Below are 26,147 nucleotides of genomic sequence, written 5' to 3'. Positions count from 1 at the left end.
CGCCCCACGCCGATGAGCAATAAATGGCGCTGAATGGATTTGGCGAACCGGGTCGACCTCGACTCACAGCCAACACTTCATCCCTTCGCGAGTTCGTCCTATGTTCGACTCTCTGTCCATCCGCCTGAAAATAGTTCTGCTCTCCGGTCTCTGCCTGCTGGGCGTGGTCGCCCTGATCGTCAGCATGAACTTCTACCAGACCAACCAGAACGATGAACTGGTCAGCGCCTCCAGCCGCAAAATGCTCACTGACAGCGTGCAGGACTTGCTGCAGGCCAAAGCCGCCGAGCAAGCGGTGCGGGTGCAGAAAACCTTTGGCGAAAACCTGCTGGTGGTGACCGCCCTGGCGGACCAGATCAAGGACATGCGCAACATGGCCGCCAAGCGCTCGCTTGAGGCCGGTGCCCTGCGTGAAGAGTTGAACCAGAGCCTGAAAACCGCGTTCGAGCGCAACAGCAAGGTGTTGGGGATCTGGCTGGCGTTCGAACCCAACGGGCTGGACGGCAAAGACAGCGAGTTCGCCAATGACGCGGCTCGCCAGTCCAACGAGGCCGGTCGTTTCGCCAGTTACTGGAGCCGCGCCGGTGGTGCCGGGATCAACACGATCATGGTTGAAGCCGACATGACCAAAACCACCTTGAGCCTCAGCGGCACGCCTTATAACAGTTGGTACACCTGCCCTCGCGACAGCAAGCGCACCTGCCTGCTGGACCCGTATGCCGATACCGTCGGCGGCAAGGAAATGCTGATGACCACCATTTCCGTACCGCTGCTGGTGGACGGCAAAGCCATCGGCGTGGTTGGTGTGGACATCGCCCTCGACGCACTGCAGGCAGCGGCAGCCGATTCCCAGCGTGATCTGTTCAATAGCGCCGGGCACATGCTGATTGTCTCTGGCAGCGGCGTGCTCGCCGGTTACAGCGTCGACGCCAGCAAAGTCGGCAAAAGCATCGGTGAGACCCTGGGCGCAGAGGGCAAGGATGTCCTGCAATTGCTCAGCGGTGGCGCACCGAAAATCATCGAACAAGGCGACTTGATCCGTGCCGTGTACCCGGTCAGCCCGATCAGCGACTCCAAAGCCTGGGGCGTGGTGATCGACCTGCCGAAGCAAGTGCTGCTGGCCGATTCAGTGAAGCTGCAAGCGGTTCTCGATGACGCTCAGCAAAGCGGCACGATCAACGCGGTACTGGTGGCGGTCGCTGCCGGCCTCGTCGGGCTGTTGCTGATCTGGCTGACGGCATCGGGCGTGACCCGGCCGATCAACAGCGTCGCCGAGATGCTCAAGGCAATTGCCAGTGGCGACGGCGACCTGACCCAGCGTCTGCACTACAGCAAGAAAGATGAACTGGGGGAACTGGTCAGCTGGTTCAACCGTTTCCTCGACAAGTTGCAACCGACCATCGCCCAGATCAAACAGAGCATCACCGACGCCCGTGGCACTGCCGACCAGTCTTCGGAAATCGCCCGTCAGACCAGCGAAGGCATGCAGGTGCAGTTCCGCGAAATCGACCAGGTGGCCACCGCGTCCAACGAAATGAGCGCCACGGCTCATGAAGTCGCCAACAGCGCCTCGAACGCGGCCAACGCAGCCAAAGGTGCAGATCAATCGGCCCGTGATGGCATGTCGATCATCGAACGCAGCACCCGCGACATCAATCAGCTGGCCGACGAAGTCAGTAAAGCCGTGACCGAAGTCGAAGCGCTGGCGGTCAACAGCGAGCAGATCGGTTCGGTGCTGGAAGTGATCCGCAGCATCGCCGAGCAGACCAACCTGCTGGCACTTAACGCGGCAATCGAAGCCGCCCGTGCCGGGGAAAGCGGTCGCGGCTTTGCGGTGGTGGCCGATGAAGTGCGCAACCTGGCCAAGCGCACGCAAGATTCAGTGGAAGAGATCCGCATCGTCATCGAACGCATCCAGACCGGCACCCGCGGCGTGGTCGCCACCATGCATTCGAGCCAGTCCCAGGCGCACAGCAACGCCGGACAAATTCAGCAAGCCGTGCAAGCGTTGAGCAAAATCAGCGACGCGGTCACCGTGATCAGCGACATGAACCTGCAAATCGCCAGCGCCGCCGAACAGCAAAGCGCCGTGGCCGAAGAGGTCAACCGCAACGTCTCGGCGATCCGCACCGTCACCGAAACCCTGACCGGCCAGGCCACCGAATCGGCGCAGATCAGCAGCCAGCTCAATTCGCTGACCACCCACCAGATGAAACTGATGGATCAGTTCCGCGTGTAAATCTACACCGCAAATCCCTGTAGGAGCCGGCTTGCCGGCGATGGCGGTGTATCAGCCAACGTAGATGTCAGCTGACACACCGCTATCGCCGGCAAGCCGGCTCCTACACGTTCGCGTTCGGCTGACTACCCGCGTTTTCATCTAACTGAGCGGTGTTTTGATCTATGCTCAGGCCCTCTTCCGGAGGGCCTTCGATGACTGATTTACTCACGTCCATTCAAGCCGCACTCGGCTTGCCCCGCACCCCGATTCCGTTCACCTCGAGTGGCGCCCTGCCCTCGGCGTTTGCCGTCACCGACCTGGCCTGCGCCAGTATTGCCGCTGCCGGTCAGGCTGTCAGCGCGTTGCTGCGGCAGCACACCGCCCGGTTGCCTAACCTAGAAGTCGACCGGCGCCTCGCGTCTTTCTGGTTCGCGACGTCGATCCGCCCCGTCGGCTGGAGCGTTCCTCCGCCCTGGGACCGAGTGGCCGGCGACTACCCGACCAGTGACGGCTGGATCCGCTTGCACACCAACGCACCTCATCACCGTGCTGGCGCGCAGAAAGTGCTCGGCGCGTGTGCCGACCGCGCAGACGTGGCGAGCAAGGTTGCGCAGTGGACGAAAACCGATTTGGAGCAGGCCGTGGTCGAGGCCGGTGGCTGCGCCGCCGAAATGCGCAGCTGGGCGCAATGGCAGGCGCATCCCCAAGGTCAGGCGGTGAACGCCGAGCCGCTGATTCAGTTCTTTAGCCACAGCAGCCACACCGTCAAACCGTGGCAAGGTTCAGTGGCCCAACCATTGGCCGGGATCAAGGTGCTGGATTTGACCCGCGTGCTCGCCGGCCCGGTCGCCAGTCGCTTTCTCGCCGGCCTCGGCGCCGATGTCTTGCGCATCGACCCACCGAGCTGGAACGAACCCGGCGTGGTGCCGGAAGTCACCCTGGGTAAACGCTGCGCACGCCTGGACTTACATGCCAAAGCCGATCGCATCGTGTTCGAAAGCTTGCTCAAGGACGCCGACATTCTGCTCCACGGCTACCGCGCCGACGCATTAGAAAGGTTGGGTTACGGCATTGCCGAACGGCAGGCACTCGCGCCTGGCCTGATTGATGTGTGCCTCAACGCCTACGGCTGGAGCGGGCCATGGCAGAACCGTCGCGGCTTCGACAGCCTGGTGCAAATGAGCAGCGGGATTGCCGAGACGGGGATGCAATGGAAGAAGGCGGATAAACCGACGCCGTTGCCGGTGCAGGCGCTTGATCATGCGACCGGTTATTTGATGGCGGCTGCGGCGATCACGCTATTGGGACGGGGCGGGTCGGCACGGTTGTCACTGGCGCGGACGGCGAAGTTGTTGATTGAAAATGGCGCAGGAACCGCCGTGGCGTTGCGGGCAGAAGATGAAAACGATCAGGGTCTGTTGGTTGAGCAAACCCCCTGGGGCCCGGCGCATCGGCTTCATGTGCCATTGAAAATCACCGGAACACCTTTGCAGTGGGCGCTTCCAGCGTCAGACCTGGGTTCCCATCGCGCGCAATGGTGGTGACCGCTGGCAAGCCATAGGACGGCTGAGCCCCCAGCAGCAACCTCACAACGACAGCAATCCGCTGTACAAGCCATACGCCGCTAACCCGGCGCCGCTGAGGACAGCGGTAAAAATCCCTTTCTCGATCGGCGTAAACAGCGGTTCGCCCTGCTCGTGTTTGGCTTTGGCGAACAGAATCACCCCCGGCGCATACAACAACGCCGACAGCAGCAAATATTTCACCCCGCCGGCGTACAACAGCCACACCGCATAACTCAACGCGATGCCGCCAATCAGCAAGTCTTTGGTCCGTTCCGCCGAGGCATGCTCGTAGGTTTCGCCGCGCCCGCTCAACAGCACCGCATACGCCGCCGACCACAGATACGGCACCAGAATCATCGACGATGCGAGGTAGATCAGACTGGTGTAAGTACTGGCGGAAACCAGCGTGATCAACAGGAAAATCTGGATCATCACGTTGGTCAGCCACAGCGCATTGACCGGCACATGATTGGCGTTTTCCTTTTTCAGGAAGGCCGGCATGGCGTTGTCTTTCGCCGTGGCAAACAGGATCTCGGCGCAGAGCAGCGCCCAGGACAACAACGCGCCAAGCAGCGAAATCGCCAGGCCGATGCTGATCAACAACGCGCCCCACGGCCCGACGATGTGTTCCAGCACCGCCGCCAGAGACGGATTCTGCAGGTTGGCCAATTCCGGCTGACTCATGATCCCCAGCGACAACACGTTCACCAGCACCAACAACGCCAGCACGCCGAGAAAACCGATGACCGTCGCCCGGCCGACATCCGAACGTTTTTCCGCCCGCGCCGAATACACACTGGCACCCTCGATGCCGATGAACACAAACACCGTGACCAGCATCATGTTGCGCACCTGATCCATCACCCCTCCGAAACTTGGGTTGCTGTGGCCCCAGATGTCGCGAGTGAAGATGTCTGCCCTGAACGCCACGGCGGCGATGACGATGAACATGATCAGCGGCACGATCTTGGCCACGGTGGTCAGCTGATTGATAAACGTCGCTTCCTTGATCCCGCGCATCACCAGAAAATGCACGGCCCAGAGCAGGACCGAGGCGCAGCCGATGGCGATGGACGTGTTGCCCTGGCCAAACATCGGAAAGAAGTACCCGAGGGTGCTGAACAGCAAGACGAAGTAGCCGACGTTACCCAGCCAGGCGCTCATCCAGTAACCCCAGGCGGACGAGAACCCCATGTAATCGCCGAACCCGGCCTTGGCGTAGGCATACACCCCGGAGTCCAGCTCGGGCTTGCGATTGGCCAGCGTCTGGAACACGAAGGCCAGGGTCAGCATGCCGATGGCGGTGATCGCCCAACCGATCAATATCGCGCCAGCATCGGCACGGGCGGCCATGTTCTGTGGCAGGGAAAAAATCCCGCCGCCAATCATCGATCCCACCACCAGCGCGATCAGTGCCCTCAGGCGAAGTTTTTGCGTCGGTTGCGACATTCCAGCGTCTCCTTGTTTCTCGCCACTAAGGAATAACTTTAACTAAATAGGTAAACGGTAATAACATTTATTAATTAATGGCAATCCGCGTCTTGTCTCTATAGCCGATTTTTCTATAGCTGCAGTCGGCAACAGCAGCTTTGTGTGTTGATCCTAATCAATCAATTCAGTACTGAAACAACTGTCAAATATTTGCGTAAACCTGAAAACGAACTAGCTTAAAGGCTCCAACAAATACGCTCCATTCCTGATCTTTCTGGCCGAGGCCTCTGGAAAGGGCTTTTCCAGCAATACCGTTATGCCCGGGAAAGATTCATAAGTCTTTCATTAACAATGGAATGTAGCCATGCACTGATCTATGTCAGCTCATTGAATTGCGAACAGAATTAATCTGTTGTTTCTATTCTCCTGCATTGGAGTCATGCAATGTCTGAATCCCCCGGAAAACTGAAACTCGGCGCACTGGTTGCGTTGGTTGTCGGCTCGATGATTGGTGGCGGGATCTTCTCTTTGCCGCAGAACATGGCGGCCAGTGCCGACGTCGGTGCCGTGCTGATCGGCTGGGCCATCACCGCGGTCGGCATGCTGACCCTGGCCTTCGTGTTCCAGACCCTCGCCAATCGAAAACCGGACCTGGACGGCGGTGTCTACGCCTATGCCAAGGCCGGTTTCGGCGACTACATGGGTTTCTCGTCCGCGTGGGGTTACTGGATCAGCGCCTGGCTGGGCAACGTCGGTTACTTCGTCTTGCTGTTCAGCACCCTCGGTTACTTCTTCCCGATCTTCGGCGAGGGCAATACGGTTGCCGCCGTGATTGGTGCGTCGGTGCTGCTCTGGGCCGTGCATTTCCTGGTGCTGCGCGGGATCAAGGAAGCAGCGTTCATCAACCTGGTGACCACCGTCGCCAAGGTCGTGCCGCTGCTGCTGTTTGTGTTGATCGCTGTTTTCGCCTTCAAACTGGACATCTTCACGGCCGACATCTGGGGCCTGAAAAACCCGGACCTGGGCAGCGTGATGAACCAGGTGCGCAACATGATGCTGGTCACCGTGTGGGTGTTCATCGGTATCGAAGGCGCGAGCATTTTCTCGGCGCGTGCGGAAAAGCGCAGCGACGTCGGTAAAGCCACCGTGATCGGCTTCATCACCGTGCTGCTGTTCCTGGTGCTGGTGAACGTGCTGTCGCTGGGCATCATGACCCAACCGGAATTGGCCAAGCTGCAGAACCCGTCAATGGCGGCCGTACTGGAACATGTGGTCGGTCCGTGGGGCGCGGTGCTGATCAGCGTCGGCCTGATCATCTCGTTACTGGGGGCGCTGCTGTCGTGGGTGCTGTTGTGCGCCGAAATCATGTTCGCCGCCGCCAAGGACCACACCATGCCGGCGTTCCTGCGCAAGGAAAACGCCAACCAGGTACCGGTCAACGCCTTGTGGCTGACCAACGCGATGGTGCAACTGTTCCTGGTCATTACGCTGTTTTCGGCCAGCACTTACCTGTCGCTGATCTACCTCGCCACCTCGATGATTCTGGTGCCATACCTGTGGTCGGCGGCTTACGCCTTTCTGTTGGCGGTGCGCGGCGAGAGTTATGAAAACGCTGCAGCCGAACGCAGCAAAGACCTGCTTATCGGCAGCGTCGCACTGATTTACGCGATCTGGCTGATCTATGCCGGCGGTGTCAAATACCTGCTGCTCTCCGCCCTGCTCTATGCCCCCGGCGCGATCCTGTTCGCCAAGGCCAAGCTTGAAGTCAACAAACCGGTTTTCACTAACGTCGAGAAGCTGATTTTCGCCGCAGTCGTCGTGGGCGCCCTGGTGGCGGCCTACGGTCTGTATGACGGCTTCCTGACCCTGTAATACCCGATTGATTTGTCATCTGGAGGATCACTGTAATGACCACGGAAAAAGTTAAGTACGGCGTACATTCCGAAGCCGGCAAACTGCGCAAAGTCATGGTTTGCTCCCCCGGCCTGGCCCACCAGCGGCTGACCCCGAACAACTGCGACGAGCTGCTTTTCGATGATGTGCTGTGGGTCGCCCAGGCCAAGCGTGACCATTTCGACTTCGTCACCAAAATGCGCGAACGCAATATCGACGTGCTGGAAATGCACAACCTGCTGACCGACATCGTCGCGATTCCTGAAGCGCTGGACTGGATTCTCGAACGCAAGGTCACCGCCAATTCGGTCGGCCTCGGCCTGATCCACGAGGTCGGTTCGTGGCTGCGCAGCCTGGAGCCGCGCAAGATCGCCGAATTCCTGATTGGCGGCGTCTCCGCCGACGACCTGCCGGACAGCTTCGGCGGCAAGACCATTCAGATGTTCCGCGACTTCCTCGGCCACTCCAGTTTCATTCTGCCGCCGCTGCCCAACACCCAGTTCACCCGCGACACCACCTGCTGGATCTACGGTGGCGTGACCCTGAACCCGATGTACTGGCCGGCGCGCCGTCAGGAAACCCTGTTGGCCAGCGCCATCTACACATTTCACCCGCAGTTCACCAACGCCGACTTTGAAATCTGGTACGGCGACCCGGATCAGGAACACGGCAGCGCCACCCTTGAAGGCGGCGACGTGATGCCAATCGGCAACGGCGTGGTGTTGATCGGCATGGGCGAACGCTCGTCCCGTCAGGCCATCGGCCAACTGGCGGTGAACCTGTTCAAGAACAAAGCCGTCGAGAAAGTAATCGTCGCCGGCCTGCCGAAGTCCCGTGCGGCGATGCACCTGGACACGGTGTTCAGTTTCTGCGACCGCGACCTCGTCACCATCTTCCCGGAAGTGGTGAACCAGATCGTCGCCTTCACCCTGCGTCCTGACGAAAGCAAAGCGGGCGGCATCGACATTCGCCGCGAAGAAACCAACTTCCTCGACACCGTCGCCAAGGCCCTCAACCTCAAAGCGTTGCGCGTGGTGGAAACCGGCGGCAACAGCTTCGCCGCCGAGCGCGAGCAATGGGACGACGGCAACAACGTGGTGGCCCTGGAGCCGGGCGTGGTGATCGGCTACGACCGCAACACCTACACCAACACCTTGCTGCGCAAGGCTGGCGTGGAAGTCATCACCATCAGCGCCGGCGAACTCGGTCGCGGCCGTGGCGGCGGCCATTGCATGACCTGCCCGATCATTCGCGACCCTATCGATTATTAATTTGTGTGCCCGACCTCACCCTTATAAAGCGTGAGGTCGGGGGATAACCGAAACCTAAGGAGATCCACCATGGCTTTTAATATGCGTAACCGCAGCTTGCTGAGCTTGATGCACCACACCACTCGCGAGCTCAACTACCTGATCGACCTGTCCCGCGACCTCAAGCGCGCCAAGTACACCGGCACCGAGCGTCCGCACCTGCAAGGCAAGAACATCGCACTGATCTTCGAAAAAACCTCGACCCGCACCCGTTGCGCCTTCGAAGTCGCGGCCCATGACCAGGGCGCCCACGTCACCTACATCGACCCCGTGTCGTCGCAGATCGGCCACAAGGAAAGCATGAAAGACACCGCCCGCGTGCTGGGGCGGATGTTCGATGCCATCGAGTACCGTGGCTTCGAGCAGGAGATCGTCGAAGAGCTGGCCAAGTTCGCCGGCGTGCCGGTGTTCAACGGTCTGACCGCTGAGTTCCACCCGACGCAGATGATCGCCGACACCCTGACCATGCGCGAACACAGCGACAAGCCGCTGCATGACATCAGCTACGCCTACCTCGGCGACGCCCGCTACAACATGGGCAACTCGCTGCTGATGATCGGCGCGAAACTGGGCATGGACGTGCGCATTGCCGCGCCGAAAGCGCTGTGGCCGCACGCTGATTTCATCGCCCAGTGCAAAGCCTTCGCCGAAGAAAGCGGCGCCCGCATCACCATCACCGAAGACCCGAAAGAAGCGGTCAAGGGCGTGGACTTCATCCATACCGACATCTGGGTATCGATGGGCGAGCCCGTGGAAGCGTGGGACGAGCGTATCGAGCAACTGCTGCCATACCAGGTCAACGCGGCGATGATGAAGGCTTCGGGCAACCCTCGCGTGAAATTCATGCACTGCCTGCCGGCGTTCCACAACAGCGAAACCAAGGTCGGCAAAGACATCGCCGCGCGCTACCCGAACCTGGCCAATGGCGTCGAGGTGACTGAAGAAGTCTTCGAATCCCCGGCCAACATCGCCTTCGAGCAAGCGGAAAACCGCATGCACACCATCAAGGCGATTCTGGTATCGGCGTTGGCGGATATCTAACGGCTCGCCCGGCTCCCACTGACGAAACACGGTCGAAATGTGGGAGCGGGCTTGCTCGCGAAAGCATCCTGTCAACCAACATTAATGGTGACTGACAGGACGCTTTCGCGAGCAAGCCCCGCTCCCACAGTAGATCGAGTCGTTAGCCCGCTCTCTGTAGAAGGACTGAATCATGCGTATCGTCGTTGCTCTGGGCGGTAACGCCCTGCTCCGCCGTGGTGAACCCATGACCGCGGACAATCAACGCGCCAACATCCGGATTGCCACCGAGCAAATCGCCAAGATTTACGCCGGCAATGAACTGGTCATCGCCCACGGCAATGGTCCGCAGGTCGGCCTGCTGTCGCTGCAAGCGGCGGCCTACACCTCGGTTTCGCCGTATCCGCTGGACGTGCTCGGTGCCGAAACCGAAGGCATGATCGGCTACATCATCGAACAGGAACTGGGCAACCTGCTGGACTTCGAAGTGCCCTTCGCCACGCTCCTGACCCAGGTTGAAGTCGACGCCAACGACCCGGCCTTCCAGAACCCGAGCAAACCCATCGGCCCGGTGTACGCCAAGGCCGAGGCAGAAAAACTTGCCGCCGAAAAAGGCTGGGCGATTGCCCCGGACGGCGATAAATACCGTCGCGTGGTGGCCAGCCCGAGACCGAAACGCATCTTCGAAATCCGCCCGATCAAATGGCTGCTGGAAAAAGGCAGCATCGTGATTTGTGCTGGCGGCGGTGGCATTCCAACCATGTATGGTGCCCACGGCAAACTGCAAGGCGTGGAAGCGGTGATCGACAAGGACCTGTGCTCGGCGCTGCTGGCCGAACAGCTGGACAGTGATTTGCTGGTGATCGCCACCGACGTCAGCGCAGCCTTTATCGATTTCGGTAAACCGACCCAGAAAGCCATCGCCCAGGCGCACCCGGACGACATGGAGAAACTCGGTTTTGCCGCCGGCTCCATGGGGCCGAAGGTTCAGGCAGCCTGCGAATTCGCCCGCCATACTGGAAAAACTGCGGTGATCGGTTCACTCTCGGACATCGAGGCGATCGTCCAGGGCAAGGCCGGTACGCGCATCAGCACGGCGAAACCTGGCATTACTTACCGCTAAAAAGAAACTCGGCGGCAGGCCCGGAGTCTGCCGTTCTCCAATGCCTTCGAAGGAGAGATGAATATGGCTACGTTCGAGCCCGGTCATTTGCACATTGAGCGCCACGCGCTGAACAAGGACGATTACAGCTACAACCTGTGCATCGACTATGAAGTCACCCAGGATCCCAAGGAAGGCAAAGGCATGCTGTTCAAGATGCACGGCAGCATTGAGGGCAAAGACCTGACGGAAGAATTCTTCCTGCCCAAGGACCAGGCGTTTGATTTCGCCCGGCATGCCACACACATCGCACAAAAGCACGGCATGCCCACCAGCGCCAACATCGCGTCGATGCATAAGACCTACGACGAAATGTTCGAAGATGTGCGGGCTCAGCTCGACGTCAAATCCGGTGATCCGGTGAAACCCGAACACCTGGAATAAAGGGTTCTGTGCCGAACACAATTCTGCGAACACCAACAATCAACTGTGGGAGCGGGCTTGCTCGCGAATGCGGAGTGTCAGGCAACATTGATGGCGACTGACACACCGCTTTCGCGAGCAAGCCCGCTCCCACAGGGATTGTGGAGTGGCGCGAGGCTTGCGCTGGATTTCACCTAACACCCTCCTGCAAGGCATACTTGCCACCCTCCGCACTCCAGAACCAAAAATCGCCCCATGCGTATCCACGTCAGCTTCATCGACCGCGTCGGCATCACCCAGGAAGTCCTGGCCCTGCTCGGTGGGCGCAATCTCAATCTGGATGCGGTGGAAATGGTCCCGCCCAACGTTTACATCGATGCTCCGACCCTGAGCCCGGACGTGCTCGAAGAACTGCGCGATGCCTTGCTCAGTGTGCGTGGTGTGCAGGCGATGACGGTGGTCGACATCCTTCCCGGTCAGCGTCGGCACTTGCAACTCGATGCATTGCTAGCCGCGATGACCGACCCGGTTCTGGCCCTGGACAGCAACGGCAAGGTGCTGCTGGCCAACCCGGCGCTGATCGCCCTGTACGGTCGCGAACCGGCCGGTGAAAGCATCGCGGATCTGTTTGCCGATCCCGCCCTGCTCGACACCCTGCTGGAACAAGGCTTTCGCCTGCCGCTGCGAGAGATCACCGTCAACGGCCAGACCCTGTTACTGGACGCCACGCCGATCACCGACGCCGGCGCGCTGCTGACGCTGTATCAACCGAATCGCATCGGCGAACGCCTATCGGCACTGCACCACGACCATGCCGAAGGGTTCGATGCACTGCTCGGCGAATCCCCGGCGATTCGTACGCTCAAGGCCCGCGCGCAGCGGGTTGCAGCCCTCGATGCGCCGTTGTTGATCCAGGGCGAAACCGGCACCGGTAAAGAACTGGTGGCCCGCGCATGTCACGCCATCAGTGCCCGGCACACGTCACCCTTCCTGGCGCTGAACTGCGCGGCATTGCCAGAGAACCTCGCCGAAAGCGAACTGTTCGGCTACGCCCCCGGCGCCTTCACCGGCGCACAACGGGGTGGCAAACCGGGGCTGATGGAATTGGCGAACCAGGGCACGGTGTTTCTCGATGAGATCGGCGAGATGTCGCCGTACTTACAGGCGAAATTGTTGCGATTCCTCAACGACGGCAGTTTCCGTCGAGTGGGCGGTGACCGTGAGGTGAAGGTCAACGTGCGGATCCTCAGCGCCACGCACCGCGATCTGGAAAAAATGGTCAGCGAAGGCTCGTTCCGCGAAGACCTGTTCTATCGCCTCAACGTGCTCAATGTCGAAGTCCCGCCGCTGCGCGAACGCGGCCAGGACATTCTGCTGCTGGCGCGCTATTTCATGCAGCAGGCTTGCGCGCAGATTCAGCGCCCGGTGTGTCGCCTGGCACCGGGCACTTACCCGGCGCTGCTGGGCAACCGCTGGCCAGGCAACGTGCGGCAATTGCAGAACGTGATCTTCCGCGCGGCGGCAATTTGCGAAAGCAGCCTGGTGGACATCGGCGACCTCGACATCGCCGGCACCTCGGTGGCGCGCCAGAGCGACAGCGAGGTCGACAGCCTGGAACAGGCGATGGAAGAGTTCGAAAAGACCCTGCTGGAAAAACTCTACGTCAGCTACCCCTCGACCCGGCAATTGGCCAACCGCCTGCAAACTTCGCACACGGCAATTGCCCATCGGTTGCGCAAGTACGGCATTCCCAACAAGCCGTAATCCAGTCAAAGCAAATCCCTGTGGGAGCGGGCTTGCCCGCGATGAGGCCATCACATTCCACATCCATGTCGAATGTTAGAACGACATCGCGGGCAAGCCCGCTCCCACAGGTTTTGTGTTCAACCGAAATCCTGCCTAAAAACGACCTCCACCTGTACTGAAAGCGCTACAGCGGAATGATATCGATACACCCCCTCCTAACGACCGCAGTGCAAGGCTTTGATCCACCTAGGCTTTTTTCTTCGGCTCGCGCTGTATCGATTTCGCTACAGTCGCTGCAACACAACGGCCACATGAAACTCATAAGCTATTGTTTTTAAACACAAAAACAACATTGGCCGCGATTTTGCTAAGTAACCACCCATAAAGCAGGGCTTTTGCCCAAGCATTCAATCGCGTCCACCAGACGAGTCTGGCCCCCTTAGGAGTTTCCATGAGCGAGTTGCGTTTTACTGAAGATCACGAATGGCTGCGTACCGAAGCTGATGGCACCGTCACCGTCGGCATCACCGCTTTCGCACAGAACGCTCTGGGCGACGTGGTTTTCGTACAACTGCCTGAGCTGCAGTCCTACGACAAAGGCGCAGAAGCCGCCACCGTGGAATCGGTAAAAGCCGCCAGCGGCGTGTACATGCCACTCGACGGCGAAGTGCTGGAAGTGAACCCGGCGCTGGACAGCAGCCCTGAACTGGTCAACGAAGATCCGCTGGGCGAAGGCTGGTTCTTCCGCTTCCAGCCTGCCGACGCCTCGGCTGTCGCCAAACTGCTGGATCAGGACGCTTACGACCGTCTGATCAAAGCCAACGCCGAAGCCTGAGGAGCGCTGACATGACTCAAGTAAATCTTACGACCGCCAACGAATTCATCGCGCGCCACATCGGCCCGCGTTCCGGCGATGAGCAAGCGATGCTCAACAGCCTCGGTTTCGACTCACTGGAAGCCCTGAGCGCCAGCGTCATTCCGGAAAGCATCAAAGGCACCAGCGTCCTCGGCATGGACGACGGCCTGAGCGAAGCCGACGCCCTGGCGTTGATCAAAGGCATTGCCGCCAAGAACCAGCTGTTCAAGACCTACATCGGCCAGGGTTACTACGGCACGCACACGCCGTCGCCGATCCTGCGCAACCTGCTGGAAAACCCGGCCTGGTACACCGCCTACACCCCGTACCAACCGGAAATTTCCCAGGGTCGTCTCGAAGCGCTGCTGAACTTCCAGACCCTGATCAGCGACCTGACCGGTTTGCCGATCGCCAACGCCTCGCTGCTCGATGAAGCCACCGCCGCTGCCGAAGCAATGACCTTCTGCAAGCGCCTGAGCAAGAACAAGGGCAGCCACGCCTTCTTCGCCTCCGTGCATTGCCACCCGCAAACCCTCGACGTGCTGCGCACCCGTGCCGAGCCGTTGGGCATCGACGTGGTGGTCGGCGACGAACTCGAACTGACCGACGTAACGCCGTTCTTCGGCGCGCTGCTGCAATACCCGGCCAGCAACGGTGACGTGTTTGATTACCGTGCACTGACCGAGCGCTTCCACGCGGCCAATGCATTGGTGGCGGTCGCTGCTGACCTGCTGGCCTTGACCGTGCTGACCCCGCCGGGTGAATTCGGCGCTGACGTGGCCATCGGCAGCGCACAACGCTTCGGCGTGCCGCTGGGCTTCGGTGGCCCGCACGCGGCTTATTTCTCTACCAAAGATGCGTTCAAGCGCGACATGCCGGGCCGTCTGGTCGGTGTCTCGGTGGACCGTTTCGGCAAGCCGGCCCTGCGCCTGGCCATGCAGACTCGCGAGCAACATATCCGCCGTGAGAAAGCCACCAGCAACATCTGCACCGCACAGGTTCTGCTGGCCAACATCGCCAGCATGTACGCCGTGTACCACGGTCCGAAAGGCCTGACGCAGATTGCCAACCGCATTCATCACCTGACCGCGATCCTCGCCAAAGGCTTGAGCGCACTGGGCCTGACCGTCGAGCAAGCCAGCTTCTTCGACACCCTGACCCTGAACACCGGCGCCAACACCGCCAAACTGCACGACAAGGCACGTGCGCAGCAGATCAACCTGCGCGTAGTCGATGGCGAACGTCTGGGCCTGTCCCTCGACGAAACCACGTCGCAAGCTGATGTCGAAACGCTGTGGGCCTTGTTCGCCGACGGCAAAGCGCTGCCGGACTTCGCCGCCCTCGCCGCCTCTGTGGCTAGCACCATCCCGGCCGCTCTGGTTCGCCAGTCGCCGATCCTCAGCCACCCGGTGTTCAACCGTTATCACTCGGAAACCGAGCTGATGCGCTACCTGCGCAAGCTCGCCGACAAGGACCTGGCCCTGGATCGCACCATGATCCCGCTGGGTTCGTGCACCATGAAACTCAACGCTGCCAGCGAAATGATCCCGGTGACCTGGGCTGAATTCGGTGCCCTGCACCCGTTCGCCCCGGCCGCGCAAAGTGCCGGTTACCAGCAACTGACCGATGAACTGGAAGCGATGCTCTGTGCCGCCACCGGTTACGACGCGATCTCGCTGCAACCGAACGCCGGTTCGCAAGGTGAGTACGCCGGCCTGCTGGCGATTCGCGCCTATCACCAGAGCCGTGGCGAAGACCGTCGCGACATCTGCCTGATCCCGTCGTCCGCCCACGGCACCAACCCGGCCACCGCCAACATGGCTGGCATGCGCGTGGTCGTGACCGCCTGCGACGCACGCGGCAACGTCGACATCGAAGACCTGCGCGCCAAGGCCATCGAGCACCGCGAACACCTCGCCGCGCTGATGATCACCTACCCGTCGACCCACGGCGTGTTCGAAGAAGGCATCCGCGAAATCTGCGGCATCGTTCATGACAACGGCGGCCAGGTCTACATCGATGGCGCCAACATGAACGCAATGGTCGGCCTCTGCGCGCCGGGCAAGTTCGGTGGCGACGTGTCGCACCTGAACCTGCACAAAACCTTCTGCATCCCCCACGGCGGTGGCGGCCCGGGCGTCGGCCCGATTGGCGTCAAGTCGCACCTGACCCCGTTCCTGCCGGGCCACGCCCAGATGGAGCGCAAGGAAGGCGCGGTCTGCGCGGCACCGTTCGGCAGCGCAAGCATTTTGCCGATCACCTGGATGTACATTCGGATGATGGGTGGCGCCGGTCTGAAGCGCGCTTCGCAATTGGCGATCCTCAATGCCAACTACATTTCCCGTCGCCTCGAAGAGCACTACCCAGTGCTGTACACCGGTAGCAACGGCCTTGTAGCCCACGAATGCATCCTCGACCTGCGTCCGCTGAAAGACAGCAGCGGCATCAGCGTCGATGACGTCGCCAAGCGCCTGATCGACTTCGGTTTCCACGCCCCGACCATGTCGTTCCCGGTCGCCGGCACGCTGATGATCGAACCGACCGAAAGCGAATCCAAGGAAGAACTGGACCGCTTCTGCGACGCCATGATCCGCATCCGCGAAGAAATCCGCGCAGTGGAAAACGGCACGCTGGACAAGGACGACAACCCGCTGAAAAACGCCCCGCACACCGCAGCGGAATTGGTCGGCGAGTGGACGCATCCGTACAGCCGCGAGCAGGCTGTGTATCCGGTCGCGTCGTTGATCGAAGGCAAATACTGGCCGCCGGTCGGTCGCGTCGACAACGTCTTCGGCGATCGCAACCTGGTGTGCGCCTGCCCGTCGATCGAAAGCTACGCTTAAAACTGAGTAGGGGCGGGCTTGCTCGCCCCCACTTTCAAGAACACCGTATATCCCCTTGTGAGAGCGGGCTTGCTCGCGAAAGCGGTGGTTCAGGCACCATCCATGTTGCCTGACACACCGCTTTCGCGAGCCAGCCCGCTCCCACAGGGGTCGGTGCAAAGCCCAAGATTCCGCGAATTCCTATAACAAGAAACCGGAGAACAACCATGTCGTTAAGCGTGTTCGACCTGTTCAAGATTGGCATCGGCCCCTCCAGCTCCCACACCGTCGGCCCGATGCGCGCCGCTGCGCGTTTCGCCGAAGGCTTGCGCCGTGAAGGGCTGCTGGCCGCCACCACCTGCGTCAAAGTCGAGCTCTACGGCTCACTCGGCGCCACCGGCAAGGGCCACGGCAGCGACAAGGCTGTGTTGCTCGGCCTGGAAGGTGAACACCCGGACACCGTCAACACCGAAACCGTCGCCGCCCGTCTGCAAGAGATTCGTGGCAACGGACGCTTGAACCTGCTCGGCGAACACAGCATTGCGTTCAACGAGAAAGAACACCTGGCGATGATCCGTAAACCATTGCCCTATCACCCCAATGGCATGATCTTTCGCGCGTTCGACGCGGCGGGGCTACAGATCCGCAGTCGCGAGTACTACTCGGTCGGCGGTGGTTTCGTCGTCGATGAAGACGCCGCCGGCGCCGACCGCATCGTCGAAGACGCCACGCCGCTGACCTTCCCGTTCAAAAGCGCCAAGGACCTGCTCGGTCATTGCGCCACTTATGGCCTGTCGATCAGCCAGGTGATGCTGACCAACGAAAGTGCCTGGCGCCCGGAAGCGGAAACCCGCGCCGGCCTGCTGAACATCTGGCAAGTGATGCAGGACTGCGTCGACGCCGGTTGCCGCAACGAAGGCATTCTGCCCGGCGGTTTGAAGGTCAAACGTCGTGCCGCCGCGTTGCACCGGCAATTGTGCAAGAACCCGGAATCGGCCCTGCGCGATCCGCTGTCGGTACTGGACTGGGTCAATCTGTACGCCTTGGCGGTCAACGAGGAAAACGCCAACGGCGGACGCGTGGTTACCGCGCCCACCAACGGCGCAGCGGGCATCGTCCCGGCGGTTTTGCACTACTACATGCGCTTCATCCCCGGCGCCAACGAAGACGGCGTCGTACGTTTTCTGCTGACCGCAGCGGCCATCGGCATTCTCTACAAAGAAAACGCCTCGATCTCCGGCGCCGAAGTCGGTTGTCAGGGTGAAGTCGGCGTGGCCTGTTCGATGGCGGCCGGCGCCTTGTGCGAAGTGCTTGGCGGCACTGTGCAACAAGTGGAAAACGCCGCCGAAATCGGCATGGAACACAACCTCGGCCTGACCTGCGACCCGATTGGCGGGCTGGTACAAGTGCCTTGCATCGAGCGCAACGCGATGGGTTCGGTGAAGGCCATCAATGCCGTGCGCATGGCCCTGCGCGGCGACGGTCAGCACTTCGTCTCGCTGGACAAGGTCATCCGCACCATGCGCCAGACCGGCGCCGACATGAAAAGCAAATACAAGGAAACCGCCCGTGGCGGTTTGGCGGTCAACATTATCGAGTGCTGATGCGCGCTCACTGCATCTGCACACTTTTTCAGGAGCTGGATATGTCCACCGAACAACTGTTGAAAACCCCGTTGCACGCACTGCACATCGAACTCGGCGCCCGCATGGTGCCGTTCGCCGGCTACGACATGCCGGTGCAATACCCGTTGGGCGTGATGAAAGAGCACCAGCACACCCGTGATCAGGCCGGGCTGTTCGATGTTTCGCACATGGGCCAGATCCGCCTGACCGGCGCCAATGCCGCCAAGGCCCTCGAAACCCTGGTGCCGGTGGACATCATCGACCTGCCGGTGGGCATGCAGCGTTACGCCATGTTCACCAACGAGACCGGCGGTATCCTCGATGACCTGATGGTCGCCAACCTGGGCAACGACGAACTGTTCCTGGTGGTCAACGCCGCGTGCAAGGATCAGGACCTCGCGCATCTGCGCCAGCACATCGGTGATCAGTGCACTATCGAGCCGCTGTTCGAAGAGCGCGCCCTGCTCGCGTTGCAAGGCCCGGCCGCCGTCACGGTGCTCGCACGCCTGGCACCAGAAGTGGCGAAGATGACCTTCATGCAGTTCGCTCGCGTGAAGTTGCTGGGCGTGGACTGCTTTGTCAGCCGCTCCGGCTACACCGGTGAAGACGGTTTCGAAATCTCCGTACCGGCTGCCAACGCCGAAGCATTGGCTCGTGCCCTGTTGGCCGAACCAGAAGTCGCGGCCATTGGCCTGGGGGCTCGTGATTCGCTGCGCCTGGAAGCCGGCCTGTGCCTCTACGGCCACGACATGAACACCGAAACTACCCCGATTGAAGCGAGCCTGTTGTGGGCCATCTCCAAGCCGCGCCGTACCGATGGCGCGCGGGCCGGCGGTTTCCCTGGCGCGGAAAGCGTGTTCGCCCAGCAGCAAGCCGGTGTCAGCCGCAAGCGCGTAGGCCTGCTACCCCAGGAACGTACACCCGTGCGTGAAGGCGCAGAGATCGTCAATGAAGCAGGCGACATCATCGGTAGCGTTTGCAGCGGTGGTTTCGGTCCGACCCTTGGCGGTCCTCTGGCGATGGGTTATCTCGACAGCGCGTACATCGCCGTCGACACGCCCGTGTTCGCAATCGTTCGTGGGAAAAAGGTGCCCTTGCTTGTAAGCAAAATGCCATTTGTTCCACAACGCTACTATCGTGGCTGATTGACTGTTCCTATAAGTAACGCGGTTGCGTTAACAGTGCACTAATGTGTAACGCAACCGCCATAAAACAGTGCGCCGCTTCGTTTGTGAACTTGCCTTATAACGTCCGAAAACAATTGAACACCACTATCGAATAAGCCAACACTAGTGCACGAACTACTGCGGTCAACCTGAGCAAAACCGGCCCTTTCGCGGGGCTTGTTTTTTCTCCCATAGTTGGCGTAGAGTTTGTTCACTGTGTTTGCATGGGTCGCTTGGAATCGTGACCTGGGCAGTAGCCTACAAGTTAGCTACATCCCGTTCGACGTCTTCTTACTCTCCTGCAACCAGCCCCAGTACTCTTTCATGAGAAGGAGACTGTCATTAATTTTTGCGTCAAAGGAAATAAGAAATGTCCCAACGTCAGAGCGGTACCGTCAAGTGGTTTAACGACGAGAAAGGTTTTGGTTTTATCACTCCAGAAAGCGGTCCGGATCTGTTCGTGCATTTCCGCGCTATTCAGGGCAACGGCTTCAAGAGCCTGAAAGAAGGCCAGAAAGTGACCTTCATCGCCGTGCAAGGCCAGAAAGGCATGCAGGCTGACGAAGTACAAGCAGAAGCCTAACCTTCTGTTACGAAAAAGCCCCTGATGCTGACATCAGGGGCTTTTTTGTGCGCGTAAATCCGTAAAATGGCTTCTTTTTTCGTCGAGAGCCCTGCCATGTCGAAACACTTGCTCAACCCTCAGGGCGACTTTCCCGCCGTGACCCTGGGCCGTCGTCTGGCAGCAATGTTCTATGACTTCCTGCTGTGCACCGCTCTACTGATCGTCACCAGTGGGCTTTACAAGATGATCCAGATGGCGATCATCGGCGAAGACAAAATGCGCACCCTGACCGAAGCCGGTGCATTGGACGGCGATCCACTGCTGTCGACTGTGCTGCTGTTTGTGCTGTTCGGTTTTTTCGCCAAGTTCTGGACCTGGTCCGGCCAGACCCTGGGCATGCAGGTATGGTGCATCCGCGTGCAGAACGCCGATGGCTCATCCATCAGCCTGTGGCAGGCGCTGCTGCGCTTTGTCGTGTCGATTGCGTCGCTGTTGTGCGTTGGCCTTGGGTTCTTCTGGTCACTGTTCGATAAACAGAAACGCAGCTGGCATGACATGTACTCGAACACGCAACTGGTTCGAATTCCGAAGAAGACCAAGTAATCCAGCCATACGAAAACCACTGTGGGAGCGAGCTTGCTCGCGATAGCGGCGCATCGGTCAACATTGATATGACTGACAGACCGCTATCGCGAGCAAGCTCGCTCCCACAGTTTTTGCGACTTGACTGAACAAACTCAGGCGTTACCGGCCAGCCTCATCCGCGCTGCTTGCGTAAAGTCGAGCATGCGCTTCAACGGGCGGATCGCCTGAGGAATCAACGCCGGATCAACAAAGATCTCGTTCGTCCCCTCCTTCAAGGCCTTCAGCGTACGCTCAAGCGTATTCATCGCCATCCACGGGCAGTGTGCGCAACTGCGGCACGCCGCGCCGTTACCTGCCGTAGGTGCCTCGATAAAGATCTTGTCCGGGCACAGCTGCTGCATCTTGTAAAAGATGCCACGGTCGGTGGCCACGATCAGCGTCTGGTTCGGCAGGCTCTGCGCCGCTGCGATCAATTGACTGGTGGAGCCGACGGCGTCCGCCAGTTCGATCACCGAGGTCGGCGATTCCGGGTGCACCAGAATGGCCGCGTCCGGGTACAACGCTTTCATGTCTTCAAGCTGCTTGGACTTGAACTCTTCGTGAACGATGCAGGCACCGTCCCACAGCAGCATGTCGGCGCCGGTCTGGCGCTGGATGTAGGTGCCCAGGTGTTTGTCCGGGCCCCAGATGATCGTCTCGCCGTTATCCATCAGGCTTTCAACGATTTCCAGCGCACAGCTTGAAGTCACGACCCAGTCCGCCCGGGCTTTAACGGCTGCTGATGTATTGGCATACACCACGACAGTGCGTTCAGGGTGCTGATCGCAGAACGCAGAAAACTCCTCCACCGGGCAACCCAGGTCCAGCGAGCAGGTCGCTTCCAGGGTCGGCATCAACACGCGTTTTTCAGGGTTGAGGATTTTGGCCGTCTCGCCCATGAATTTCACACCGGCGACCACCACGGTCTTGGCCGGGTGAGCATTGCCGAAGCGGGCCATCTCCAGCGAGTCGGAGACGCAGCCACCGGTTTCTTCGGCCAGGGCTTGAATGACTGGATCACAATAGAAGTGGGCAACCAGCACCGCGTCCTGAGCCTTGAGCTCGGCGGCGATGGCGGCACGGTAATAAGCCTCTTCCTCGACAGTCAGCGGCTTGGGCTGCTTGGCGTCGAGGTGAGCTTGAACCAGAAGGCGTTCGGAAATCTGCGTCATGTTCGCAAGACCTGCAGGCGCTTTCGCGCGAAAGTCGAGTATACACCCGGCTCCGGACCCATCAGGGTACCGCCGGGAGTGTGAGTATTCATCAGGTACGGACAGCGTTGAAGTTGCGCAAGGCTACAGAATATCCCGTGGATGCAAAAGATCATTCTGACCTGCGTCACGCGGTGCAGCCCCGCCTTGAGCCAACCTTAAATCGCGGGCAAAAAAAAATCCGGAAATCCTCACTTTCGTGGGCCTTCCAGACTTTTAAAACTGCTACAAAAATGGTGGGTCGTGTGGGATTCGAACCTACGACCAATTGGTTAAAAGCCAACTGCTCTACCAACTGAGCTAACGACCCGCTGTGTGGTGGCGCGTATAATACTGATTTTTATAGGTTATTCAACACCTTATTTGAAATAAATCAGAAATAAGGTGTTGGGTCGCTGATTCCGGCCGCTGCAAAGCCTTCTGCACGCAGTCTGCAGCTGTCGCATTTGCCGCAAGCGTAGCCTTTATCGTCCGCCTGATAGCAGGAAACGGTCAGGCCATAATCGACACCGAGCTTCACGCCCGCCTGGACGATCTGTGCTTTGCTCAGGTTTTGCAGGGGCGCCTGAATGCGGAAGCCATTGCCTTCGACACCGGCCTTGGTTGCCAGATTGGCCATGCGCTCGAAAGACTCGATGAACTCGGGACGGCAATCCGGATAGCCGGAGTAATCGACGGCGTTCACCCCGATGAAGATGTCTCGCGCGCCGAGCACTTCGGCCCAGCCTAGCGCGAGGGAGAGAAACACCGTGTTGCGAGCCGGCACGTAAGTCACCGGAATGCCTTCGCCCGCCTCTTCTGGCACATCGATGCTGCTGTCGGTCAGTGCCGAACCGCCGATGCCATTCAGGTTCAGACCGATGACTTTATGCTCAACCACACCCAGGTCCCGGGCAACACGTTCGGCGGCGTGTAATTCGGCGCGAGAGCGCTGACCATAATCGAAACTCATCGTGTAGCAGCTGTAGCCTTCAGCACGAGCCATCGCCACGACCGTCGCCGAGTCGAGTCCGCCGGACAGCAGGATGACTGCACGTTTTTCAGCAGTATTCAGTTGCTCAGTCATATCAGCGCCCCGGCTCGTCATTCCAAAGATATTTATGCAGCTGCAGTTGCAGACGCACTGGCAGGTTGTCCGCCACCACCCAATCCGCCAGGTCCCGAGCATTCAGGTCATGGTGGCTTGGCGAGAACAGCACTTCACCAGCGCGGCGATCCAGACCGTACTGAATCAGCTTCGACACGGCCCAGTCGTAGTCTTCCCGCGAGCAGATGACAAATTTCACCTGGTCGTTGGGGGTGAGCAGTTCGATGTTTTCGTAAAGGTTGCGATGTGCTTCCTTCGAACCTGGGGTTTTCAGGTCGACTACGCGACTGACGCGTGAATCAACCGCCGAGATATCCAGTGCACCACTGGTTTCCAGTGACACTTCGTAACCGGCGTCGCACAACTGCTTGAGCAATGGAATGGCATTGGGTTGCGCCAGCGGCTCGCCACCGGTGACACACACATAACGCGGGCGAAAACCGGCCACTTGCTCGAGGATGTCGTCGAGCGTACGGACAGTGCCGCCAGAGAACGCATAGGCGCTGTCACAGTATTGGCAACGCAGTGGGCAACCGGTCAGGCGCACAAAAACGGTGGGCAGCCCGGCAGTCCGCGTTTCCCCCTGCAACGAGTAGAAAACTTCGGTGATTCTCAATGTTTCTTGCATAGTCGCCACGGGCGTAACAGCTAAACAGGCTGTCCGCCTCCGTCAGGCACTTTAAGGAACCCCGCCAACGCGCAGGCCCCAAAAAGCGTGTTTCATAAAAAGGGCGTGAATTCTAACGAAAAAACCCGCGACAAGCGCGGGTTTCTTCTAAATGGGTCAAGCAGGCTTACATGCGTTGCAGATCGCGCTGGGCCAGCTGAGCGGCGGAAGTGCCCGGATATTGGGACACAACCTGTTGCAGAATGCCTTTTACCTTGTCGGGATGACCGAGGCGGCGCTCTACATCAGCCAGCTTGTACAACGAATCAGGCACTTTGTTGTGCTTTGGGTACAGCTGCGAAACCTTGGCAAAAGCCTGACCTGCACCTTGCAGATCGCCTTTGGCCAGGTTCACTTCGCCCAACCAGTACTGGGCATTGCCCGCATATTGGCTGTTCGGGTATTTGCGCAGGAAAGCCGAGAAAGCCTGGCTGGCTTTATCGAAATCCTTGGCTTTGATCAAGTCGAAGGCCGCATCGTAATACAGTTTTTCCTTCGCCGGATCCGCCGGTTCGCTACCCGCGGCAGGCGCTTGAGCGGCTGCCGCCCCTGCACCTGCTGCTGCGCCGGGGGCATTCAGTTCGCCACCGGAAGAAGAATTCTGTGGAGTCGCGGCTGGTGCAACGCCGGTTCCAATGCGCCGATCAAGATCCTGGTATCGCTCCAGGTTTTCCTGCTTCATACGCGCTACATCATTTTGCAGAACTTCAATCACACCTTGTTGGCGCGAGATCTGCTCCTGCATCGATTGCAGTTGGTTGAACAGCTCGCCCTGTGCCGAGACAGGGGCCGAAACCCCTCCCCCGGCATAGGCGCCGTTCGTACCGTAACCCGCAGGCGGATAACTACTCCCGCTATTGTTATAGCCGGAATTGTCCTCGACCACAGGAACCGCAGCCCACACCGCAAGCGGTGCGAGGCTGAGAGCCAAAACAGTTACAGCACGACGGCACGTTCGCATGACGAATTACTTACGCAGTTCGACGCGACGGTTTTGAGCCCAGGACTGCTCGTCGTTACCGGTAGCAACTGGACGCTCTTCGCCGTAGGAAACCAGTTCCAGCTGAGCTGGGGAAACACCTTGCAGTACCAGGTAGCGTTGAACGGCTTTCGCACGACGCTCGCCCAGTGCCATGTTGTACTCACGAGTACCACGTTCGTCGGTGTTGCCTTCCAGAACAACGCGAGCGCCGTTTGCTTTCAGGTCTTTGGCGTGAACGTCCAGAGCGCGCATGGCTTCTGGCTTCAGGTCCGAGCTGTCGTATTCGAAGTAGAAGGTGGTGATTGCGCGCAGAGCAGCTTCTTCGCTCAGGGAGCCATCAACGGCACCAGTGTTAGCGCCGTAACCAGCGTTTGGATCAACAGCGCCTTCACCGGCGTTGTCGCCGCCTTTGGACGAGCAACCTACAGCTACAGCCATGGCCAGAGCCAGCGCAGCAAATTTACCAAACTTCAGCATTTCCATCGTGAAACTCCTAATGAACCCCAGTGTGTTAAGTGAAACGTGTAGCGCCGCGTCAGTTCAGGTAAGGGGACCAGGAAGGTTCTCTGACTTCGCCTTGTGCGGTAGGAAGCGGGAGCCTTACGCGTCCATTAATGGACACGAGCATCAAGACTCCCCGGCCCTGCTGGCGGGTGGCGTAGATTACCATGGTGCCGTTGGGCGCAACAGTAGGCGACTCGTCCAGAGTGCTATCAGTGAGGATTTTTACGCTTCCGCGCTGCAAATCCTGGGCCGCCACCTTGAAATTAGTGAAGCCATCCTGGCGATGGATCATCACCAAGGTCTTTTCATCAGCCGAAAGCTTAGGGTTGGCGTTGTAGTTACCGATAAAGGTCACACGCTCCGCACCGCCGCCGCTAACGCTGGATTTGTAGATCTGAGGCTTGCCGCCCCGGTCTGAAGTGAAGTAGAGGGTCGAACCATCCTTGCCCCAGAACGGTTCGGTGTTGATGCCGGGACCGTTAGTGACGCGAGTGATCTGACGCGAACCCAGGTTCATCACATAGATGTCCGGGTTACCGTCTTTCGACAGCACGAACGCCAGTCGATTGCCATCCGGTGACCAGGCTGGCGCGCCATTCAGGCCTTCGAAGTTGGTGATCTGCTCACGGCGACCGGTGTCGATGTTCTGCATGAAAATGCGCGGACGCTTCTGCTCGAACGACACATAAGCGATGCGCTTGCCATCCGGTGCGAAACGCGGCGACAGGATCGGCTCGCGCGATTGCAGCAGAGTCACGGCGCGGGCACCGTCATAATCCGAACGTTGCAGCGTGTAGCGCGTGTTCTTCTCGGAGAAACGCTCTGCAGTCACGTACAGCAGACGTGTCGAGAACGCACCTTTGATACCGGTGAGTTTTTCGAACGACTGGTCCGCAATGTAGTGCGACATGTCGCGCAGTTGATCAACGCTGCCCGACACGCTGCCGGTCAGCACTTGCTGTTCGGTGGCGACGTTGAACAGTGCATATTGAACCTGCAGGCGACCGCCCGCTGGAGCAATGCTGCCAACCATGACGTACTGAGCGCCGAGCGCCTTGAAGTCACGGTAGATGATTTCGCTGGCCTGGCTCGGCTGGCTGATCATGTTCTGCTTTGGAATCGGCGAGTAGTAACCCGAGTTGCGCAGGTCGTTACCGATGATCTCGGCCATGTCGTCCGGCAGCACGCTACCGCCCTGGTTGCCGAACGGAACAACGGCGATCGGAGTTGCCCGATCACTGCCGCTGGTGACCAGAATGTTTTTTTCATCTGCCGCCGCTATCCCTGCCATGCAGCAGATCACGACAAGCATTCCTCGAAGAAGGTT

General features: G+C 59.6%; 21 protein-coding genes, 1 tRNA gene and 1 pseudogene. 15 read left to right on the top strand and 8 right to left on the bottom strand.

The window, feature by feature from the left end; all coding sequences use genetic code 11:
* Positions 1-100: 100 nt before the first annotated feature.
* The 3 genes and pseudogenes from ACI77H_RS10835 to ACI77H_RS10825 form a co-directional block, all read left to right on the top strand.
* A pseudogene (locus ACI77H_RS10835) lies at positions 101-1,333 on the top strand (chemotaxis protein); the annotation flags it as partial.
* Between the two features lie 150 nt (positions 1,334-1,483).
* Entirely contained in the window at positions 1,484-2,239 is a 756-nt protein-coding gene (locus ACI77H_RS10830) for a methyl-accepting chemotaxis protein (RefSeq protein WP_407011982.1), read from the top strand.
* Positions 2,240-2,433: 194 nt separating this feature from the next.
* Entirely contained in the window at positions 2,434-3,765 is a 1,332-nt protein-coding gene (locus tag ACI77H_RS10825; RefSeq protein WP_407011890.1) for a CoA transferase, read from the top strand.
* A gap of 42 nt (positions 3,766-3,807) precedes the next feature.
* Here ACI77H_RS10825 and arcD (ACI77H_RS10820) read toward each other — a convergent pair whose 3' ends face one another.
* Entirely contained in the window at positions 3,808-5,235 is a 1,428-nt protein-coding gene (gene arcD / locus ACI77H_RS10820) for an arginine-ornithine antiporter (protein ID WP_407011889.1), read from the bottom strand.
* A gap of 426 nt (positions 5,236-5,661) precedes the next feature.
* Between arcD (ACI77H_RS10820) and arcD (ACI77H_RS10815) the strand changes: the two genes are divergently transcribed.
* The 12 genes from arcD (ACI77H_RS10815) to ACI77H_RS10760 all read left to right on the top strand — a co-directional run bounded on the left by arcD (ACI77H_RS10815) (position 5,662) and on the right by ACI77H_RS10760 (position 20,348).
* A complete protein-coding gene (gene arcD, locus ACI77H_RS10815; protein ID WP_407011888.1) occupies positions 5,662-7,089 on the top strand; it encodes an arginine-ornithine antiporter in 1,428 nt (475 codons plus the stop codon).
* Positions 7,090-7,124: 35 nt separating this feature from the next.
* Positions 7,125-8,381 carry an arginine deiminase gene (gene arcA / locus ACI77H_RS10810; RefSeq protein WP_407011887.1) on the top strand — a complete coding sequence of 419 codons (1,257 nt, stop codon included), beginning with the start codon at positions 7,125-7,127 and terminating at the stop codon, positions 8,379-8,381.
* Between the two features lie 69 nt (positions 8,382-8,450).
* Positions 8,451-9,461, top strand: coding sequence for an ornithine carbamoyltransferase (locus ACI77H_RS10805; protein ID WP_407011886.1), 1,011 nt, complete (start codon positions 8,451-8,453; stop codon positions 9,459-9,461).
* A gap of 172 nt (positions 9,462-9,633) precedes the next feature.
* Positions 9,634-10,563 carry a carbamate kinase gene (gene arcC, locus ACI77H_RS10800; RefSeq protein WP_407011885.1) on the top strand — a complete coding sequence of 310 codons (930 nt, stop codon included), beginning with the start codon at positions 9,634-9,636 and terminating at the stop codon, positions 10,561-10,563.
* A gap of 63 nt (positions 10,564-10,626) precedes the next feature.
* A complete protein-coding gene (locus ACI77H_RS10795) occupies positions 10,627-10,986 on the top strand; it encodes a DUF5064 family protein (RefSeq protein ID WP_407011884.1) in 360 nt (119 codons plus the stop codon).
* A gap of 234 nt (positions 10,987-11,220) precedes the next feature.
* Positions 11,221-12,729, top strand: a complete 1,509-nt coding sequence (locus ACI77H_RS10790) for a sigma-54-dependent transcriptional regulator (protein WP_407011883.1) — start codon at positions 11,221-11,223, stop codon at positions 12,727-12,729.
* A gap of 433 nt (positions 12,730-13,162) precedes the next feature.
* Positions 13,163-13,546, top strand: coding sequence for a glycine cleavage system protein GcvH (gene gcvH / locus ACI77H_RS10785; protein WP_084318989.1), 384 nt, complete (start codon positions 13,163-13,165; stop codon positions 13,544-13,546).
* Positions 13,547-13,557: 11 nt separating this feature from the next.
* The gene (gene gcvP / locus ACI77H_RS10780) at positions 13,558-16,410 is read left to right on the top strand and encodes an aminomethyl-transferring glycine dehydrogenase (RefSeq protein ID WP_407011882.1); all 2,853 of its coding nucleotides are present in this window, start codon (positions 13,558-13,560) and stop codon (positions 16,408-16,410) included.
* Between the two features lie 206 nt (positions 16,411-16,616).
* A complete protein-coding gene (locus ACI77H_RS10775; protein ID WP_407011881.1) occupies positions 16,617-17,993 on the top strand; it encodes an L-serine ammonia-lyase in 1,377 nt (458 codons plus the stop codon).
* Positions 17,994-18,034: 41 nt separating this feature from the next.
* Positions 18,035-19,159, top strand: coding sequence for a glycine cleavage system aminomethyltransferase GcvT (gene gcvT, locus ACI77H_RS10770; RefSeq protein WP_407011880.1), 1,125 nt, complete (start codon positions 18,035-18,037; stop codon positions 19,157-19,159).
* A 391-nt stretch (positions 19,160-19,550) separates the two neighbouring features.
* The gene (locus ACI77H_RS10765; RefSeq protein WP_007977299.1) at positions 19,551-19,763 is read left to right on the top strand and encodes a cold-shock protein; all 213 of its coding nucleotides are present in this window, start codon (positions 19,551-19,553) and stop codon (positions 19,761-19,763) included.
* A 96-nt stretch (positions 19,764-19,859) separates the two neighbouring features.
* A complete protein-coding gene (locus ACI77H_RS10760) occupies positions 19,860-20,348 on the top strand; it encodes an RDD family protein (protein WP_407011879.1) in 489 nt (162 codons plus the stop codon).
* 134 nt (positions 20,349-20,482) lie between these two features.
* On the opposite strand, the gene nadA is transcribed toward ACI77H_RS10760, so the two are convergent.
* The 7 genes from nadA to tolB all read right to left on the bottom strand — a co-directional run bounded on the left by nadA (position 20,483) and on the right by tolB (position 26,132).
* A complete protein-coding gene (gene nadA, locus ACI77H_RS10755; RefSeq protein ID WP_407011878.1) occupies positions 20,483-21,541 on the bottom strand; it encodes a quinolinate synthase NadA in 1,059 nt (352 codons plus the stop codon).
* Positions 21,542-21,814: 273 nt separating this feature from the next.
* Positions 21,815-21,890, bottom strand: a tRNA-Lys gene (locus tag ACI77H_RS10750).
* Positions 21,891-21,953: 63 nt separating this feature from the next.
* Entirely contained in the window at positions 21,954-22,646 is a 693-nt protein-coding gene (gene queC / locus ACI77H_RS10745) for a 7-cyano-7-deazaguanine synthase QueC (RefSeq protein ID WP_407011877.1), read from the bottom strand.
* Position 22,647: 1 nt separating this feature from the next.
* Positions 22,648-23,295 (bottom strand): 7-carboxy-7-deazaguanine synthase QueE, encoded by a 648-nt coding sequence (gene queE, locus ACI77H_RS10740; protein ID WP_407011876.1) that lies wholly within the window; start codon positions 23,293-23,295, stop codon positions 22,648-22,650.
* 166 nt (positions 23,296-23,461) lie between these two features.
* A complete protein-coding gene (gene ybgF, locus ACI77H_RS10735) occupies positions 23,462-24,295 on the bottom strand; it encodes a tol-pal system protein YbgF (protein WP_407011875.1) in 834 nt (277 codons plus the stop codon).
* 6 nt (positions 24,296-24,301) lie between these two features.
* Positions 24,302-24,799 carry a peptidoglycan-associated lipoprotein Pal gene (pal, locus tag ACI77H_RS10730; protein ID WP_003178634.1) on the bottom strand — a complete coding sequence of 166 codons (498 nt, stop codon included), beginning with the start codon at positions 24,797-24,799 and terminating at the stop codon, positions 24,302-24,304.
* A 52-nt stretch (positions 24,800-24,851) separates the two neighbouring features.
* Positions 24,852-26,132, bottom strand: a complete 1,281-nt coding sequence (gene tolB, locus ACI77H_RS10725) for a Tol-Pal system beta propeller repeat protein TolB (protein ID WP_191623732.1) — start codon at positions 26,130-26,132, stop codon at positions 24,852-24,854.
* Between the last annotated feature and the right edge of the window lie 15 nt (positions 26,133-26,147).

It is taken from the genome of Pseudomonas sp. O230, assembly GCF_045447035.1.
In the GTDB taxonomy this organism is placed as follows: Bacteria; Pseudomonadota; Gammaproteobacteria; order Pseudomonadales; family Pseudomonadaceae; genus Aquipseudomonas.
This window is presented reverse-complemented; position numbering and strand designations above follow the sequence as displayed.